General features: G+C 65.1%; 16 protein-coding genes. 11 read left to right on the forward strand and 5 right to left on the reverse strand.

The window, feature by feature from the left end:
* Window positions 1-73 precede the first annotated feature (73 nt).
* From ACVOLI_RS14465 to ACVOLI_RS14475, 3 genes are all read left to right on the forward strand, one after another.
* Window positions 74-871, forward strand: a complete 798-nt coding sequence (locus ACVOLI_RS14465) for an alpha/beta fold hydrolase (RefSeq protein WP_481614952.1) — start codon at window positions 74-76, stop codon at window positions 869-871.
* Complete coding sequence (locus tag ACVOLI_RS14470) at window positions 868-1,353, forward strand: MaoC family dehydratase (protein ID WP_481614953.1); 486 nt, start codon at window positions 868-870, stop codon at window positions 1,351-1,353. Before ACVOLI_RS14465 ends, ACVOLI_RS14470 begins: the two co-directional genes overlap by 4 nt.
* 70 nt (window positions 1,354-1,423) lie before the next feature.
* Window positions 1,424-4,765, forward strand: a complete 3,342-nt coding sequence (locus tag ACVOLI_RS14475; RefSeq protein WP_481614954.1) for a hybrid sensor histidine kinase/response regulator — start codon at window positions 1,424-1,426, stop codon at window positions 4,763-4,765.
* A 52-nt stretch (window positions 4,766-4,817) separates the two neighbouring features.
* On the opposite strand, the gene ACVOLI_RS14480 is transcribed toward ACVOLI_RS14475, so the two are convergent.
* Window positions 4,818-5,492 carry a response regulator transcription factor gene (locus ACVOLI_RS14480; protein WP_313494442.1) on the reverse strand — a complete coding sequence of 225 codons (675 nt, stop codon included), beginning with the start codon at window positions 5,490-5,492 and terminating at the stop codon, window positions 4,818-4,820.
* An 89-nt stretch (window positions 5,493-5,581) separates the two neighbouring features.
* Between ACVOLI_RS14480 and ACVOLI_RS14485 the strand changes: the two genes are divergently transcribed.
* Complete coding sequence (locus ACVOLI_RS14485) at window positions 5,582-7,423, forward strand: 3-hydroxybutyrate oligomer hydrolase family protein (protein ID WP_481614955.1); 1,842 nt, start codon at window positions 5,582-5,584, stop codon at window positions 7,421-7,423.
* Between the two features lie 24 nt (window positions 7,424-7,447).
* Window positions 7,448-9,109 (forward strand): fatty acid--CoA ligase, encoded by a 1,662-nt coding sequence (locus tag ACVOLI_RS14490; protein ID WP_481614956.1) that lies wholly within the window; start codon window positions 7,448-7,450, stop codon window positions 9,107-9,109.
* A gap of 211 nt (window positions 9,110-9,320) precedes the next feature.
* On the opposite strand, the gene ACVOLI_RS14495 is transcribed toward ACVOLI_RS14490, so the two are convergent.
* The 3 genes from ACVOLI_RS14495 to ACVOLI_RS14505 form a co-directional block, all read right to left on the reverse strand.
* The gene (locus ACVOLI_RS14495) at window positions 9,321-11,003 is read right to left on the reverse strand and encodes an amidohydrolase (RefSeq protein WP_481614957.1); all 1,683 of its coding nucleotides are present in this window, start codon (window positions 11,001-11,003) and stop codon (window positions 9,321-9,323) included.
* A 99-nt stretch (window positions 11,004-11,102) separates the two neighbouring features.
* Window positions 11,103-11,846 (reverse strand): glycine zipper 2TM domain-containing protein, encoded by a 744-nt coding sequence (locus tag ACVOLI_RS14500; protein WP_481614958.1) that lies wholly within the window; start codon window positions 11,844-11,846, stop codon window positions 11,103-11,105.
* 118 nt (window positions 11,847-11,964) lie between these two features.
* The gene (locus tag ACVOLI_RS14505; RefSeq protein WP_282272712.1) at window positions 11,965-12,399 is read right to left on the reverse strand and encodes an OsmC family protein; all 435 of its coding nucleotides are present in this window, start codon (window positions 12,397-12,399) and stop codon (window positions 11,965-11,967) included.
* Window positions 12,400-12,701: 302 nt separating this feature from the next.
* Here ACVOLI_RS14505 and ACVOLI_RS14510 point away from each other — a divergent pair, with 302 nt between their 5' ends.
* The 3 genes from ACVOLI_RS14510 (at window position 12,702) to ACVOLI_RS14520 (ending at window position 14,383) form a co-directional block, all read left to right on the forward strand.
* Window positions 12,702-13,112 carry an HU family DNA-binding protein gene (locus ACVOLI_RS14510; protein ID WP_282272710.1) on the forward strand — a complete coding sequence of 137 codons (411 nt, stop codon included), beginning with the start codon at window positions 12,702-12,704 and terminating at the stop codon, window positions 13,110-13,112.
* Between the two features lie 137 nt (window positions 13,113-13,249).
* A complete protein-coding gene (locus ACVOLI_RS14515; protein WP_481614959.1) occupies window positions 13,250-13,633 on the forward strand; it encodes a DUF3861 family protein in 384 nt (127 codons plus the stop codon).
* A gap of 165 nt (window positions 13,634-13,798) precedes the next feature.
* A complete protein-coding gene (locus tag ACVOLI_RS14520; RefSeq protein ID WP_481614960.1) occupies window positions 13,799-14,383 on the forward strand; it encodes a YceB family lipoprotein in 585 nt (194 codons plus the stop codon).
* 211 nt (window positions 14,384-14,594) lie between these two features.
* On the opposite strand, the gene ACVOLI_RS14525 is transcribed toward ACVOLI_RS14520, so the two are convergent.
* Window positions 14,595-15,062 (reverse strand): SET domain-containing protein, encoded by a 468-nt coding sequence (locus ACVOLI_RS14525; protein ID WP_282272704.1) that lies wholly within the window; start codon window positions 15,060-15,062, stop codon window positions 14,595-14,597.
* A 519-nt stretch (window positions 15,063-15,581) separates the two neighbouring features.
* Here ACVOLI_RS14525 and ACVOLI_RS14530 point away from each other — a divergent pair.
* The 3 genes from ACVOLI_RS14530 to ACVOLI_RS14540 are packed head-to-tail and all read left to right on the forward strand — an operon-like array spanning window position 15,582 to window position 17,930.
* A complete protein-coding gene (locus ACVOLI_RS14530) occupies window positions 15,582-16,028 on the forward strand; it encodes an SUF system Fe-S cluster assembly regulator (protein ID WP_057627263.1) in 447 nt (148 codons plus the stop codon).
* Window positions 16,029-16,047: 19 nt separating this feature from the next.
* Complete coding sequence (gene sufB / locus ACVOLI_RS14535) at window positions 16,048-17,523, forward strand: Fe-S cluster assembly protein SufB (RefSeq protein WP_282271342.1); 1,476 nt, start codon at window positions 16,048-16,050, stop codon at window positions 17,521-17,523.
* Window positions 17,520-17,930 (forward strand): lysozyme inhibitor LprI family protein, encoded by a 411-nt coding sequence (locus ACVOLI_RS14540; RefSeq protein ID WP_481614961.1) that lies wholly within the window; start codon window positions 17,520-17,522, stop codon window positions 17,928-17,930. Before sufB ends, ACVOLI_RS14540 begins: the two co-directional genes overlap by 4 nt.
* Window positions 17,931-17,956: the final 26 nt, after the last annotated feature.

The following is a 17,956-nucleotide window of genomic DNA, read 5'->3' on the forward strand; positions in this document are numbered from 1 at the left end:
TTTTTTTTTTTTTGTTCCGTGTCCCACAAAGTTGGGCGGGGGCGGCCCCGCCCCCCCCATTCCCCGGCCGGGGGTGATTGGCCCCCGGGGCACGGTGGTCTGCATTCCCGGCCTGACCCGCAATGCCGCTGACTTCGACGCACTGGCCGAAACGCTGACCGCGGTCGGCTGGCGCGTGCTTGCGGTCGACCTGCGTGGCCGTGCGGGTTCGCCACGTGCGCCCGACCCAAGCAGCTACAACCCGCGCACCTACGCCGACGACATGGTGGCGCTGCTGCGTTCGCAGAACATCGCCAAGGCGGTGTTCATCGGCACCTCGCTGGGCGTGCTGGTCACCATCACCCTGGCCTCGCGCGCACCGGAGCTGATCGCAGCAGCGGTGCTCAACGACGCCGGCCCCAAGGTGCCGCGCGAAGCCCTGGCGCGGATCGGCAAGTACGCCGGCAAGCCATTGCCACCGATGGACCTGGACCAGGCAGCTGCCTACGCCGAATCCATCGGCAAGGCATCCTTCCCGCGCTTCACCGCCGAAGACTGGCGGGCAATGGCCTCACGCAGCTTCCGCCAGCGCGACGACGGCCTGCTGGAGCTGGACTATGACCCGGCAATCATCCGCACCACCCGGCCGTGGGTGCTGTGGCTGTTGCGGCCGGTGCTGTGGCGCGCGGTGCGCGGGCTTACCTCACGGGTGCCGGTGCTGGTGGTGCGTGGCGCGCTGTCCGATATCCTGCCTGCCGATGTCGCCCGGCAGATGGCGGCTACGTCGCCAAACGCCAGCCTGGTCGTCGTGCCGGATGTTGGTCACGCACCGACGTTGTCCGAGCCCGAGGCGCGTGATGCGATCCTGGCCTTGCTTGGACGCCTGCAATGAGCGCCGGTGACACGACCATGGAATTGCCGGAAGCCCTGCAGGCATTGCAGCAATGGGCCGCAAGCGAACGCCTTGGCAAGTCCACCCACATCGCGCAGGCGCGCATCGACGCCTTCGCCGAGGCCACCGGTGACCACAACTGGATCCACGTTGATCCGGTCCGTGCGCAGGCAGGTTTGCCGGGCGGGACGACCATCGCCCATGGCTTCCTGCTGCTCTCGCTCACGGTCGAAGAAGATGTAGCCGCCCTGGTCGGCTTTCCCGGCATCGCCCACGTACTGAACTACGGTTTGAACAAGGTGCGCTTTCTGGCGCCGGTTCCCAGCGGCTCCGACATCCGCGTACGCTCACGCTTGGTTTCACTGGAACCGCGCCAGCCCGGGCAATGGCTGCTGACCCAGCACAAGAGCGTGGAACTGCAGCCCGGCGGCGAAGTGGCGTTGGCCGCCGAGCAGCTGTCACTGGTCGTGATCGCGCCCTGACGAATACCCGCACGGCAAGCAGCCGGCCGGCATCCAGCACGCCGGCCACGGTTCTCTCTACACTGGAGCGATGTTGACGCCCTCCATCGTCCTGTTCGCCTGCATCGCGTGGACCGTGCTGCTGTTCGGCGTTGCCCTGTGGGGCGAGCGCCAGGGCCACCGCCTCGGCAGGATCTGGCCAGCCATCTATGCGCTGTCACTGGCCGTGCACTGCACCGCGTGGACGTATTACGGCGCTGCTTCGCAGGGCGTGCAATGGGGCTTCCCGATCCCGCCCACCTTGATCGGCATGGCGCTGATCTTCGCCTTCGGCCTGCCCTTCCTCGCGCGCCTGGGCCGGCTGGCCAAACAGCACAACAGCGCCACCATCGCCGACCTGGTGGTTGCACGGCTGCGCACCGACCAGGGCCTTGGTGTGACCATCACCCTGGTCGCGCTGTTCGGCATCATTCCCTATATCGCGCTGCAGCTTAAGGCGGTGAGCCAGGGACTCAGTGCACTGCTCGGTGACCAGTTCGCCGCCAACGGCTGGCAGCTGGACATGTCGTTCTGGTTCGCGCTGACGATGGCGGCATTCACCATGCTGTTCGGCGCGCGCAAGGCCTCGGCCACCGAACACAACCGCGGCATCGTGGTCGCGCTGGGGCTGGAGTCGCTGCTGAAGTTGGCGGCGCTGCTGGCGATTGGCCTGTATGCGGCAATCTCGGTGCATCGCGCCGGCACGCCATTGCTTGAAAAGATGGCGCACCTGCCACCGCCGGCGGTGATCCCCGACTTCCTGACCATGGTCGCGCTGGGCGCGATGGCAGCGTTCACCCTGCCCCATCAGTTCCATGTCGGCGTGGTCGAGCTGCGCCAGTCCTCGGACCTGAAGACCGCGCGTTGGCTGTTCCCGCTTTACCTGCTGTTGATCGGCCTGCCGTCGGTGCCGATGGCCTTGTCCGGTGCCGCGCAACTGCCGACGTCGGTATCGCCGGACCTCTACGTACTGGCCTTGCCGCAGGAACGCGGTCACCACGTGCTGGCGCTGCTCGCCTACCTGGGCAGCCTGAGCGCGGCCACCGGCATGATGATCCTGTCCGGCCTGACCCTGTCGATCATGCTCGGCAACCATGGCTTTGGCTCGCACCTGCTGGGCGGGATGAACAGCGGCGGCAACGATGCCGGCGCCGACCTGCGCCCGCGCGTGCTGGCATTCCGCCGCGCCGGCATCCTCGCCGTATTCCTGATGTCGTGGCTGTACAGCCGCGCCATGAGCGGCACCGAGGCGCTCAGCGATTTCGGCCTGATGTCATTCACCGCCCTGTCGCAGCTGGCGCCGGCGGTGCTGCTGGCGGTGTACCGGCCGCGCACGCCCTCGCCTGCGATCATGGCCGGCATCGTGCTGGGCTCGCTGGTCTGGCTGTGGCTGGTATTGCTGCCGATGGTGATACCCGCACCGGACCCGGCGGCGGGCAGGGAAGGTTTGCATTGGCTGGCGCTGTTCTCGCTGCGCATGCAGCCCGGCCACATCGCCATCAGCATGGGCGCCAGCCTGGCGGTCAACCTCATCACCGTTGCGCTGGTATCACGCGCGATCCGTCCTTCGCTGCCGCTGCAACGCGATGCGGTAGCCGCTGCCTCATTGCGCAAGACCGCCGGCCGCTTCCTCGGCCAGGAACGCGCACGGCAGCTGATGGACGGGCATGCAGGGCAGATGCTGGATGACGACCGGGTCACCGCGATCGAGCGCGAGCTGACCGCCGTGGTCGGCGCCGGCATGGCACGGCTGCTGGTCGAGGCCGCGCGTGATGGCGGCGCTGCGCCGCTGGATGCGGTTACCCGCGCCGTCGGTGAAGCCACGCAGGCGCTGCGTTTCAACCAGCGCCTGCTGGAAGCCGCATTGGAAAACATGAGCCAGGGCATCAGCGTGGTGGATGCCCAGCTGCAGCTGGTGGCCTGGAACAGCCGCTATGCCGCGCTGTTCAAATTTCCGCCCGAACTGCTGCAGGTCGGGCAGCCGGTCGCCAATCTCACTGCTTGGGCCTTGGGCGAACTGAAGATCGGCGAGGCCCCGGGTGACAACGTCGGCAAGGCGCTGAACCGTCGCATCGCGCATATGCGGCGTGGCACGCCGCATCTGTCCGAACGCATCTTCCCTGACAACACCATCGTCGAAATCCGCGGCAACCCGATGCCCGGCGGCGGCTACGTCGCCACCTTCACCGATGTCACCGCCTTCCGCATGGCCGAGGACGCGCTCAAGCGCAGCAATGAGACCCTGGAGCTGCGCGTGCAGGACCGCACCGCTCGCCTGGAACAGGCCGTGCACGAAGCCGAGCGTGCGAACGTGGCCAAGACGCGCTTCCTGACCGCGGTCGGCCACGACCTGATCCAGCCGCTGCACGCCGCGCAGCTGCTCACCGATGCGATGTCACAGCACATCGAATCGGAGTTCCTGGACAGCTTCCTGCGTCAGATCCGCGGCGCATTGGACTCGACCGACGACCTGCTGTCGGGCTTGCTGGATATATCGCGACTGGAAGCGGGTGGGTTGGTCGCCGATCCACGGCCATTCGCCTTGTCGACCGTACTTGATCCCTTGGCACAGGAATTCGCCGTGCTGGCAGCCGCGCGCGGCCTGCAGTTCCGCTACGTGCGCAGCCGCGTCTGGGTGCACAGCGACCCGCTGTTGCTGCGCCGCGTGCTGCAGAATTTCCTCGCCAACGCCATCCGCTACACGCGTAGCGGCGGCGTGCTGCTCGGCGTGCGCCGCCACGGCGACACGCTGACCATCGGCGTCCACGACAGCGGCCCCGGCATCACCCCGGAACAGCAGAGCGTCGTGTTCGAGGAATTCCATCGCGGTGATCGCAGCAATGGCCAAGGACTGGGACTCGGACTGGCGATTGCGCACCGCATCGCCGGCCTGCTGCATGCACCTCTCGGCCTGCACAGCGTGGTCAATCGCGGTTCGGCGTTTTCCATCACGGTGGCACGCGCAAGCCCGCCGCCGGCCACACGCAACGACGCGCCCTCAGGCGGCACCAGCACCATCAAGGGCACCCGCGTGCTGGTGGTCGACAACGACGTGGACGCGCTGCAGGCGATGCGGCAGCTGCTGCTGTCGTGGGGCTGCGAGGTAAGTGCGTACAGCGACGCCAGCGGGATCGGTGCATCCGCACAGGAAGCAGACCTGTGGTTGTTCGACTACCACCTCGACGACGGTGACACCGGCGTCCAGCTGTGGAAGCGCCTGGACGGCGCACGCAGGCAAAGGCCGACAGTGATACTCAGCGCCGATACCGGCAGTGATACCCGCGAGGCAGTACGCGAAGTTGGGCTGTCACTATTGAACAAGCCGTTCAAGCCGCTGGCGCTGCGCTGGGCCATCAATCATCTGCTGGCTACGCGCAGCACAGTTGCGACCTGACCCGAAGCAGACAACGCCGGGACCGCTGTTCGACCAGCAACCACGTCGTGGATCAGGCGTCCTGCGTCTCTTCAATCTGCCGCGACGGATCGTTCAGACCCATCTCGTGCAGTACACGGATCGCCTGCGCGCGGTTGCGTACACCGAGTCGGCCCATGATGCGGGTCATATGCGCCTTGATCGTGCGCAGCTGCACGCCAAGGCGATCGGCGATCTGTTTGTTGAGCAGGCCTTCGGCCACCAGGCTCAGTACCTTGTACTGGTGCGCGGACAAACTGGCCAAACGCGCGGCCAGATCGGCGTCCTTGCTGAACGGCGCAACCCGCGCCACGGTTTCGCGCAGCATCGCCGGTATCCAGCGCTCGCCATCGAGCACGGTCTGCAAGGCCTGCTGCAGGTCCACCAGCCCCGAGCTCTTGGGCAGGTAACCGGCAGCTCCAAGATCGATGGCGCGGCGGATCACATGCGGCTCTTCATTGGCCGAGACGATGATGATCGCCAGCCCCGGCTGCAGGGCGCGGATCGTCGCCAGACCAGCAAGACCGTGGTTGCCCGGCATGTGCAGGTCCAGCAGCATCAGGTCGATCTGCTGGTTCTCGATCGCCTCCAGCACGCTGTCCAGCGAATCGGCCTCGCTGATCTGCAGGTCATCAACCGCCTCTTCGGCCGCGCGATGCAAGGCTGCGCGGAACAAGGGGTGATCATCGGCGATAAGCAGGGTCGGCATGTCCTTGCGAGGTTAGCAAATTAAGCTTGGGCCGGGCACGGGTACCTAGGTACGCTGGCATGTAAACATTGGCTTGTTAGTGTGGGGCAATGAACATCCCCCGCCCCGTTTCCCTGCTTTGCGCCGCGCTGCCGCTGTTGGGCTGCGTTTCCGTCGCCCAGGCCGCCAAGCCCGGCCCTGCTGCTGCCGTGCCCGTGTTCGAACAATGGCGCGAAACCGAGCACCGCGGCGGCGATGATCTGCTGACCGCTGGATTGGGCCTCGATGGCCTGCGCGCCGCTACCGCGCCGGCATTCGCCAGTCCAGCCCAGCCGACCGCAGTGGAAGCACGCCGCCGCGCGATCTGGAGCAGTTGGCGTGGCATCGCCGACCTCACCCCAGGCGGCGGCTTCGGCGATATCTACGGCAATCTGCAGGCGGCGCCGGGCCGGGAGTTCTCGGCCTATGCCCACATCCCCGGTGCCCGCCAGCCGCATCGCGTGCTGGTGCAGATTCCGGATAGCTTCGATCCGGCACGGCGCTGCCTGGTAGCCGCAGCCTCCTCCGGCTCGCGCGGCATCTACGGCGCGATCTCGGTCGCCGGCAGCTGGGGCCTGGCCCACGGCTGCGCCGTCGCCTATACCGACAAAGGCACCGGCAGCGACTATTACGACCTGGACGCCAGCAGCGGCTTCCAGGCCGACGGCACGCCTGCGACGCAGGGCGCACTTGCCTTCGCTCCAACCGATAGCAAAGCGGCGCATGGCATCGCCTTCAAGCACGCCCATTCCGGTGACAACCCGGAAGCCGACTGGGGCCGGCATCTGCTGCAGGCACTGCAGTTCGGCTTGCAGGCGCTGGACCGTGCCTACCCGCAATCGGCACCGTTCACCCCCGCAAATACCCGCACGCTGGGCGCAGGTGTCTCCAACGGTGGCGGCGCGGTGCTGCGCGCAGCGGAGATCGAGGGCGACTGGTTCGATGCGATGGTCGCGGGCGAGCCGAATGTCTCGGTGGCTGGCGCGCCGCCGCTCTACGACTTCGTCACCCAATCCGCGCTGCTGATGCCCTGCGCGCTGCTTGCGCTGGATGATCTGCCGCAGCCGCCGATGCAGGCACAGGCAGCACCGGCATGGACGCAACGGTGTGCCATCCTGAAATCGGCCGGGCTGGTGCAAGGCGATGACACCGCCGCACAGGCACAGTCGGCACGCCAGCAACTCGCCGACTCCGGGCTCAACGATGGCGCGCTGCGCGCCGGGGCGTTCTCGACCGGATTCGACCTGTGGCGTGCAATCGCGGTGACGTATGCGTCGGCATATGGCCGCTACGGCGTGGGCGAACATCCCTGCGCCTACAGCTACTCTGCTGTCGGTGCGGACGGCAAACCCGTTGCTGCGACCGCCGAGCTGCGCGCTAGCTGGTGGAGCGAAGGCAGCGGTATTCCGCCCGGCAGTGGCGTGGTGCTGGTGGACGGCAATGCCGCCCAATCGGCGGAGGATCCGCTGCGTGGCTTGAACTGCCTGCGTGCACTCGGCCTGGATGACAGCGCCGATGCCAAGCGCGTACGCGCCGGCATCGCCGATGCTGCCGCCAAGGCGCCGCGTCGCGGCCTGCCAATCGTGGTCATCCACGGTACCGACGACGGATTGGTGCCGATCAGCATGACCAGTGACCGCTATGTACCGCTCGCACGCAAGGCTGGTGCGCAGATCGCCTATTGGCGGGTAAGCAACGGCCAGCACTTCGACTCGCTGCTGGCCTTCCCGGATTACCGCAAGCGCTATGTGCCGCTGCTTCCCTATATGTTTGCGGCAATGGATCAGGTGTGGGATCACCTTGAGAATCCAGCACACGCCCTGCCGCAGGATGCCTTGATCCAGCCAACGCCGCGCGCGGAGGCACCGTTGCAGCGCTCGCAGCTGTCCATTCCCGCAACTTCCGGCCGCTGACCCGCTGCCAACCAGGATATACAGATGTCATTCGCAGCCGACGCAAATTCCGCCGAATCCAGCGCCTACGCCTATCCGCTGCTGATCAAGCAGCTGCTGCACACACCGCTGGCGATCAATCCCGATCAGGAAATCGTCTACGGCGACAGGGTCCGCTTCGACTACCGCACGCTGCAGGCGCGTATCGGCCAACTGGCTGGCCTGCTGACGTCACTGGGCGTGAAGCCCGGCGACACCGTGGCAGTGATGGACTGGGACAGCAACCGCTACCTGGAAAGCTACTTCGCGGTGCCGATGATCGGCGCGGTGCTGATGACGGTGAACATCCGCCTGGCCCCGGAGCAGATCGCTTATACGCTGAATCACAGCAGCGCGCGGGTCATCCTGGCCAACCGCGAGTTCCTGCCGGTGCTGGAGAGCATTGAAGAGCAACTGCCGGACCTGCGCACGCGGGTGTTGCTGGACGATGAAGCAGGCCCGCTGCCCGCCGGCTTCGCCACCGAGTACGAAGCAGGCCTGCGCAGCGCCGAGCCGGTCCGCAACTTCCCGGACTTCGACGAGAACACCCGCGCCACCATGTTCTATACGACCGGCACCACCGGTCTGCCCAAGGGCGTGTTCTTCAGCCATCGCCAGCTTGTCCTGCATTCGCTGGCAGCGATGGCGGCACTGGGCAGTGCACCCAAGCAGGGCCGGCTGCACCGCGACGATGTCTACATGCCGATCACCCCGATGTTCCATGTGCACGCCTGGGGCATGCCGTACGTGGCCACGCTGCTGGGCATCAAGCAGGTGTATCCGGGCCGCTACCTGCCGGGCAAACTGCTGGATCTGATCGCGCGCGAGAAAGTGACGTTCTCGCATTGCGTACCAACCATCCTGCATATGCTGCTGGGCCACCCCACTGCGGCAGATACCGATCTGCACGGCTGGAAAGTCATCATCGGCGGCGCCGCACTGCCGCGTGCCTTGGCGCAGCAGGCCTTGGCGCGCGGCATCGACATCTTCGGCGGCTACGGCATGTCCGAAACCTGCCCGCTGCTCACCCTCGCCCAGATCGATGTGGATGCCCTGACTGGCACCGATGAGGAGCTGTCGCTGCGTACCAAGGCCGGTATTCCGGTACCGCTGGTGGAGTTGCGCATCGTCGATGAAGACATGAACGAAGTTGCCCACGACGGCGTCGCCACCGGCGAAGTGGTGGTACGCGCGCCATGGCTTACCCAAGGCTATCTGCACAATCCAGAGGCCTCGGAAGCCTTGTGGGCCGGCGGCTACCTGCACACCGGCGACATCGGCAACATCGACAGCGGCGGCTACCTGCGTGTCACCGACCGCATCAAGGACGTGATCAAGACCGGCGGTGAATGGATCTCCTCACTCGCGCTGGAGGACATCATCGCCATGCATCCGGCGGTCAACGAGGTCGCGGTGATCGGCATTGCCGATGCCAAGTGGGGCGAGCGGCCACTGCCGTTGGTGGTCAAGCACGCGGGCAGCACTGTTAGCGAAGCCGAGATCATCGAGCTGGTCGCCGCCCGCAGCCGCGCCGGCGACATCTCCCGCTACGCGATCCCCGACCGCGTCAGCTTCGTCGATTCGATAGAGCGCACCAGCGTCGGCAAGATCAACAAGAAGAAGCTGCGCAGCCTGCATGACCTGTCAGCGAATGCTGCTGGCAGCTGAAGTCGAGCTCGCGACAGTGGTTTTGTAGGAGCGGCGTAAGCCGCGAAGCTGGCAGCAATGAAGTTACCAACAAGCCCGCAATCGCATGGGTTGCGAGCTTCGCGGCTTACACCGCTCCCACAAAAAGAGGAAAACCGATGCCAAGGGTTTGGCATCGGTTTCCGGGTGACTCAACGATCAAGTGGAAAGCACTACCGAAGCCACAAGGGCTTCAGCTCTCCGGCGTAGCCGCCTTGTAAACCGGCTCACCATCAACCCAGGTCGACAACACCTTCAGGTCATCAAGCTGGTCGGCAGCGACTTTCAACGGGTCACGATCCAGCACCACGAAGTCGGCACGCAAGCCGGGCTGCAGCTTGCCTACCAGGGCTTCATCATGGCCAGCCCATGCCGCGTCGCTGGTGAAGCCGCGCAGCGCTTCGGCGGCGCTCAGGCGCTGCTCGGGCTTCCAGCCACCTGGCGGCTGGCCGTCGCGGTCCTGACGGGTCACCGCTGCGTACAGGCCCAGACGCGGGTCAACCTGCTCCACCGGGAAATCAGAGCCCAGGGCCAGACGCGCGCCGCTGTGCAGGAAGCGCTGCCAGGCATAGGCACCGAGGATGCGTTCCGGCCCGACACGCTGCTCGGCCCAGCCCATGTCCGAGGTGGCGTGGGTCGGCTGCATCGAGGCGATCACCCCGAGCTTGGCGAAACGCGGGATGTCCTGCAGTGACACAACCTGCGAGTGTTCGATGCGCCAGCGGTGATCGGCGTCCTTGTGGGTGCCCAGCACCGTCTCGTAGGTATCCAGCACGATGCGGTTGCCGCGATCACCGATCGCATGGGTAGCGACCTGCACCTTGCAGCCGTCGGCCTTGCGCACGGCGACTTCGAACTCCTCCGGCGAGGTCATCAGCAGGCCGTGGTTATGCGGGTCGTCGCTGTAAGCGGTCAGCAGGGCCGCACCGCGGCTGCCCAACGCGCCATCCATGTACAGCTTGACCCCGCGCATCTGCAGGCGACCGCCGGGATGGGCGTACAGGCCGGTCTTGCACAGGTCCTCCAGCGCTTCGTTGTTGCCATCGGCATAGGCGTCGATGCGCAACGGCAGCTTGCCCTGGTCAGCCAGACGCTTCATCAGCGCCAGATCCTCGCGCGACACGCCCATGTCATGCACACCGGTCAGACCATTGCTGACCGCCGCCTGCAGCGCAGCCTGCAGGCGCTTTTCACGCGAAGCGTCATCCAGTGCCGGAATCTGCGAATAGACCAGCGACGCCGCACCATCGACCAGCACGCCACTCGGCTTGCCAGCAGCATCGCGCAGGATGCGCCCGCCCTCCGGCTGCCAGTCTCCGGATAGCGATTTCCCAGCTTTCTCGGCAAGGTGGATGGCGGCGCTGTTGACCCAGCCGGCATGGCCGTCGATACGCTCCAGATAGACCGGCCGCTGCGGGAACGCCGCATCCAGATCGGCGGCGGTGGGGAAATCGGTATTGTCCCAACGGTTCTGGTCCCAACCACGCCCCAGCAACCACTCGCCGGGCGCCAGGGTTTTCTCGAAGGCCTGCAACCGCTCCAGTACTTCGCCGCGATTGCGTGCGCCGGTGAGATCGGCCTGCATCAGGGTATTGCCCAGGCCCATGATGTGCGCATGGGCATCGATCAGGCCCGGCACCACGGTCGCGTCGCCCACGTCGATGCGCGGTGCCTGCGGGTACAACTGCAGCAGTGCATCGGCACTGCCCACGTCCAGTACCTTGCCGCTGTCACTTTCCCAGGCGATGGCACCGACCACCGGCTGTGCCGGGTCGCCGGTGCGGATGGTATCGGCGACCAGCAGCTTGACCTCGGCCTGGGCCGGGAGCGCATGCAGACAGGGAAGCAACAGGGCGACACAGGCAAGACGACGCATCAGGCACGCTCCACAACGGAATGCGTGGACTATGCCGTCATCGGCCCAGCCTGACAAACCGTGCCCTGCACCTCAGCCGGGCAGAAACGCCCGCTGCGCTCAGTCGGCGCTTACATCGACGCGGACGCGGATCTGTTCGCCGGGGTGGTAGTCGCGATGGGTGCGGTATTGCCGGCCAGCGTATTCGTAGGTGACGTCGTAGCCATCCACCCGCTCGCTCTCGCTGCCATAGCCACTGGGCTCACAGACCCGCACGTCACCGCGCTGGTAGGTCGGCCGGTTGCTGGCTTCGTAGATCGCGCGACCGGCAGCGCCGCCGGCAATGGTGCCGACCGCGGTACCCAGGTAGCGGCCATCGCCACCACCGATGCGGCTGCCGATCACCGCACCGGCCAGGCCACCGATCACCGTCGCCCACTGGCGACCGCTTTCGTTGCCCTGCCGGTACTGGCCGTTGTCGTAGCCACGCTGGTCGTAGCCATCATTCCGATAGCCGTTGTTGCCGTAGCTGTTGTTGCCGTAGCCACCGGCCTGATAACCATTGTTGTTATCCACATAACCGCCATCGTTGCGCTGATAGCAGCGCTCATTGCGCCCCTGATTGCCGTTGACGATGACCGGGTCTACCCGCACTACCCGCGCATAGTCGTACACCGCACCGTTGCCGGCGTTGTCACCGCCGCGGTACTGGCCATCGTCATGGCGCGGGTCCGGCCGGTACTGGCCATCATCGTAAGAGCCATTGGGCCGATATCGGCCGTCGTCATAACGCTGCGCGGACGCGCTGAAAGCAACCAGACCACCGGCAACAAGGACAGCGGCAACAGCTAGCGAGCGACTCATGGCAGCAACCACTCCGGCAGGAATGAGGAACAAGGGATGAGCGATGCTCAGGCGCGGCGGGTGAAACGACCCTGAACCGGCCCGGCCAGCGCTGAACGCTCGCCGGGCCAGCGCCAGGTCAGGCCGAAAACTCGGTATCCAGGCTGATCGGCACCGCACTCAGCGCCTTGGACACCGGACAGTTCTGCTTGGCGTCATCGGCAATTGCGCGGAACCGGGTCTCGTCCAGGCCCGGCACCACCGCCTTTACCTTCAGCCGGATCTGCGACAGCTGCGGGCCGCCCTCCATCGACAGGTCGACATCGGCACGGGTGTCCAATGAGGTCGGTGGGAAGCCGGCCTCGCTGAGCTTGGCCGACAGCGCCATGGTGAAGCAGCCTGCATGCGCGGCAGCGATCAACTCCTCGGGGTTGGTGCCCTTCTCATCACCGAAGCGGCTGTTGAAGGCGTAGCGGGTGTTCTCCATCAAGCCGCTCTGCGGCGTGCTCAAGCGGCCCTGCCCAGTCTTCAGATCACCTTCCCAGCGTGCGGTGGCGTGACGCGAAATACCCATGGTCGAACTCCTCGTGGTGGATGACGCAGCCAGCCTAGCCCACGTCGCGTTAGCAGTTTGTGCGGTGCAGCTGTGGGCGCAACGGCGTGCCCGAAGACCAGGGGCAACACCGTGGCTGATCGCAGCCCTGCCCTGTTTTTGCGTGCCTTGCGGCACTGATTTGTTGTCCAAATACGCCCGGAAGCAATTTTTATGGGCTTTTTCTTCGATTACCTATTGGCGTCACGCAATTCATGCCCTACATTTCGCTTGCCGACGGGGTCGGCACGACCAACAACCAACCGTTCACGGAACAGGAAATCATGGCAAAGACCGCTAAAAAGGCTGCCCCGAAGAAGGCAGTGAAGAAAGTAGCCACGAAGGCTGCAACCAAGGCTGCCGCCAAGCCGGCCGCACCGAAGCCGATCAAGGAAGCACTGACCAAGTCCGGTCTGGTCGCCCACATCGCTGAAGCCACCTCGGTTGCTGCCAAGGACGTGCGCGCTGTGTTCGCCGCCCTGGAAGGCGCCGTCGCCGCCTCGGTCAACAAGAAGGGCGCTGGCTCCTTCACCCTGCCGGGCCTGCTGAAGATCTCCACCGTGAGCGTTGCTGCCAAGCCGAAGCGCAAGGGCATCAACCCGTTCACCAAGGAAGAGCAGTGGTTTGCCGCCAAGCCGGCTACCACCAAGCTCAAGGTGCGTCCGCTCAAGAAGCTCAAGGACGCTGCGCTGTAATCAGCGCGCCCCTTGGCGAAGAAACGGGACGGCCCTGCCGTCCCGTTTTTTTTTGGGGGTTTTGGTGTGGTGGAAAACGTTCCCATGGCCCGCAGCGTTCTGCCGGTGGCATCGGGAAAACGCTGGAACACAGCGTCATGGTCCAACGCCTCGTACCCGCGCCAGCACCGGCCTATGGTGGCCACTCCCACCGCTTCCCCACGCAGTCCACCATGTCCATCAGCAAGCATCGCTACCGAATCTCCGTCACTCCGATCGAGACTGACGGCCAGCAGTGCAGCGGCCGCTGCTCGATCGAGTTCGAACAGCGCAGCCAATACAACTGGATGCGCCAGCTGGAATCCGCGCAAGGTCAGCGTCGACTGTCCTGCAATGAGGACGCCGGCGTCGTGGTTGTCACCGGCCTGCTGGAAACACTGGCCGAATCGGCAGGCAAGCCCGACAGCCTGTTGAGCGCCCTGCAGCCGGAGCTCGGCCAGTTGCTGCACAAGCTCAAGCAGCTGCAGAGGCCGCTGGAATAAGTCGCTGGCCGTAAACCTTGCGCCCAGCAGCCCGCTCATCGGTCTCAATGACAGGGAGATCAACCGGCAGTATGTGCGCCCGATTGAATCCGGCCTGCTAATTGACCGTTCACCCGATCCGGTTATCTTGCTAGTCCAACCAGCCGCCATCACTGAGTGCGCCCGATGAACCTGCGTTCCCTGCCCCTCCCCTGCATCGCCTTGATCGCCATCGCCGGCAGTGCCCATGCCGCACCGCAGGTCAACGGCAAGCAATTGACTGTGGGTGCCGCCGACGTGCAGCAGTACCTGGACGGCAGCTTCCCGCGCACCCAGAAGGCGCTTGGCGGCCTGCTGGCACTGACCGTCAGCCAGCCGCGGCTGACCTTGCCGCAGGGCAGTCGCCTGGATCTGGGCTTCAACCTGGCCATGGCCGCGGGTGGTTCGTCGATGCCAGTGGGCGATGTACAGATCAGCAGCGGCCTGCGCTACGACGCACAGACCCAGGGCTTCCATCTGGACCAGCCCACCGTTGATGGCTTCCGCCCCAGCGCCGGTGGCGGCGAGCTGGATTCAAGCACCCGCAGCCTGCTCAACAGTTGGTTGGCCGACTACGCCCGCCGCGAGCCGATCTACAAGATCGACCCGGCCATCGCCAAGGTGATGGGCGTACTGCAGGTGAAGTCGGTGGGCATCCAGAACGGCCGCATTGCCGTGGACTTCAACCAGAACCTGGGCAGCTTCGTGCCGCAGGGATTGCTGGGCAACTGAGCCGGACAGCTTTAGAAACGAAAGAGGCCGCAATTGCGGCCTCTTTCATTTTGATCTGCTTGTGGGAGAGGCGTAAGCCGCGAAGCCGGCGATGTACCAGCCTCGAAGCCGGGCCTTTCCCCAACAGAGCCGTTTCGACTTTCATTGGCAGCACCTGAGCTGACACCAGCTTCGCGGCTTACGCCGCTCCCACAAGAGCAGCGGGCGCCTTTCAGCGCTTGGGCTGCAGCATCGTGCCGGTGCACTTGGGCGAGCCGCAACGGCATTCCCAGATCTTCTTCAGGCGCGGGGTGTGGCGCTCGGCCAGGGTGATGCCGTAGTTGTAGGTCAGCTCTTCGCCCGGCTTGATATCGCGGATGGCTTCGATGAACACCTTGTCGGCGGTGCGGTCATCACCTTCTGCCTCTTCGATCATCGCCTCGCAGTTGGGATCGCAGCTGTGGTTGATCCAGCGTGCGTCGTTGCCCTTGTAGTTGGCATCGATGACGTAATCGTCGTTCAGGGTGAACAGGAACGTGTGGCCGGATTCCACATCGCCGGCATCATCCGCATCCACTTCGGCATGGGTACGGTGCTTGCCCTTGTACTCGATGACGCGCTCGCCCTTCTTGAGATCGGCCACGGCGAACACGCCATTGCCGTGGATGGAGGATTTGCGTGCCTGGATCTTCTTGGGCATGTACATGGCCGGAACTTGAGTGAGGCAGTGATTCTCGCCCATCGGGCTTTACAACCCAAGGGCTGGGATTGGGGATTGGCAAGAGTGTGGCGCTGCGTGGTCTCTGGCCTGCTGTTGCTTCCCGGCAAACCGAAAGCACGAAGCAGCGGCTGCGCCGCCCCCTCTCCTGCCTTCGGCGTCCTCTTCCGCGAGGGCAGAGGAAACAGCAACGGCTGCACAGCACACTTGCTGCTGACTTTGGCTCCCTCTCCCCTTGTGGGAGAGGGTTGGGGAGAGGGGTAGCTGTTGGCGCAGGATCAAAACTCACCAATACCCCTACCCGACTACGTTTAAGCAGAAGCGAACTACAGCGGCTGCGCCGCCCCCTCTCCTGCCTTCGGCATCCTCTCCCACGAGGGGAGAGGAAACAGCTGCAGTCCCCTGTTTGGCTGGGGGTTTCTGCCACCTGAACGGCAAAACTTGGCCCCCCGGACCAGAAAGCGTACAATTTTGGTCCACATTGATACCCCCGCTCCCGCAATGCTCCGCGTCACCAAGCTCACCGATTACGCCACCGTCGTCCTGACCGTGCTCGCCGCACGGCCGGCCGAAGTGCTGAGCGCGACCGACCTGGCTGAAGCCGCCGGATTGGAGCCGCCCACCGTCAGCAAGCTGCTCAAGCCACTGGCCCAGGCCGGCCTGGTTGAAGGCCTGCGCGGCGTGCATGGCGGTTACCGGCTGACCCGCCCGGCCTCCGAGATCACCCTGATCGAGATCCTGGAAGCAATGGAAGGTCCGCTGGCCATCACCGAATGCAGCCAGGAGCAGAGCCAGTGCGGCCTTGCCGGGCAGTGCGGTGTGCGCTCGAACTGGCGGCTGATCAATGACGTCGTTTCCGATGCCCTGCGCGGCGTCACCCTCGCGCAGATGCTGCACCCCTTACCGCTTGCCGACCGTCGACGCATCAGCGCCGACGTCGTCTCCTGAACAACCGTAGGCAGCCCTGATGGCCACCGAGATCATCGAAAAGGTCGACACCGTCGACAGTCCAAACCGTGAAATCCACGAACAGCTGGGGCGCAAGTACGACGCCGGCTTTGTCACCCTGATCGAGTCCGAGTCGTTCCCGCCAGGCCTGGACGAGGATGTCATCCGCGCCCTCTCGGCCAAGAAGGACGAGCCCGAGTGGATGACGCAATGGCGCCTGGACGCCTACCGCCACTTCCTGACCATGCGCCAGCCGGACTGGGCCAAGCTGCAGATCGGCCCGATCGACCTGCAGGCGCTGAGCTACTTCTCCGCGCCCAAGGGCCCGAAGTACCAGTCGCTGGACGAAGTGCCCAAGGAGCTGCTGGACACCTACGAAAAGCTCGGCGTGCCGCTGCATGAGCGCGCAAAGCTTGCCGGTGTGGCGGTGGATGCGGTGTTCGACTCGGTTTCGGTCGGCACCACCTTCCGCAAGGAACTGGCCGAAAAGGGCGTGGTGTTCTGCTCCATCTCCGAAGCCATCCGCGAATACCCGGAGCTGGTGCGCAAGTACCTGGGCTCGGTGGTGCCGGTGGGCGACAACTATTTCGCCGCGTTGAACTCGGCAGTGTTCTCCGACGGCAGCTTTGTCTTCATCCCGGCCGGCGTGCGCTGCCCGATGGAGCTGAGCACCTATTTCCGCATCAACGCCAGCAATACCGGGCAGTTCGAGCGCACCTTGATCATCTGCGAAGACAAGGCCTACGTCTCCTACCTGGAAGGCTGCACCGCGCCGATGCGCGATGAGAACCAGCTGCACGCCGCGGTGGTCGAGCTGGTTGCGCTGGAAGATGCCGAGATCAAGTATTCGACCGTGCAGAACTGGTACCCGGGCGACGAGAACGGCGTCGGCGGCATCTACAACTTCGTCACCAAGCGTGCCGAATGCCGTGGCGCGCGCTCCAAGGTGACCTGGACCCAGGTGGAAACCGGCTCGGCCATCACCTGGAAGTACCCGTCCTGCGTGTTGCTGGGCGACGACTCGGTCGGTGAATTCCACTCGGTTGCGCTGACCCACCACCGCCAGCAGGCCGATACCGGCACCAAGATGATCCACGTCGGCAAGCGCACCAAGAGCAAGATCATCTCCAAGGGCATCAGCGCCGGCCGTGGCCAGAACACCTACCGCGGCCTGGTGCGGGTTGACCGTGGTGCCGAAGGCGCGCGCAACTACACCCAGTGCGACTCGCTGCTGATCGGCAAGAAGTGTGGCGCCCACACCTTCCCCTATATCGAGGTGAAGAACCCCAGCGCCACCGTCGAGCACGAGGCCACCACCTCCAAGATCTCCGACGACCAGCTGTTCTATTGCCGCGCCCGCGGCATCGACCAGGAAAACGCGGTGTCGATGATCGTCGACGGCTTCTGCAAGCAGGTCTTCAAGGAACTGCCGATGGAGTTCGCGGTGGAAGCCAAGAAGCTGCTGGAAGTCTCACTGGAAGGATCGGTCGGATGAGCCGCCTGCCACTGCTACTGCTGGCCGTGCTGCCGTTCGCAGCCTCCGCCGCGGCGCCGGGCAAGGCCTGCGATGACGCCCGCACCCAGTTCGAACTCAACGAGTGTGCGGCGGCAGAAGCCACCGCCGCCGACGCCGAACTCAACGCCGTGTACCGGCAGGTGATGCAGAAACTGCAGGGCCAGCAGGTCGCCATCGACAAGCTGCGCGCAGCCCAGCGCCTGTGGATCCCGCTGCGCGACGCTGATATCGAAGCGCGCTATCCGGTGGGCAAGGACGAGAATCCGCGTGTCCTGTACGGCTCGATGTACCCGATGCTGTACTCGGCCAACAAGGCCGAGCTGACCCGCAAGCGCACCCAGTGGCTGCGCGCCACCTTCCTCGATCGCGCCGAAGGCGAGCTCTGATCGCCCCGCTCCCTACATATTGAAGA

It is taken from the genome of Stenotrophomonas sp. STEN029, from assembly GCF_056760015.1.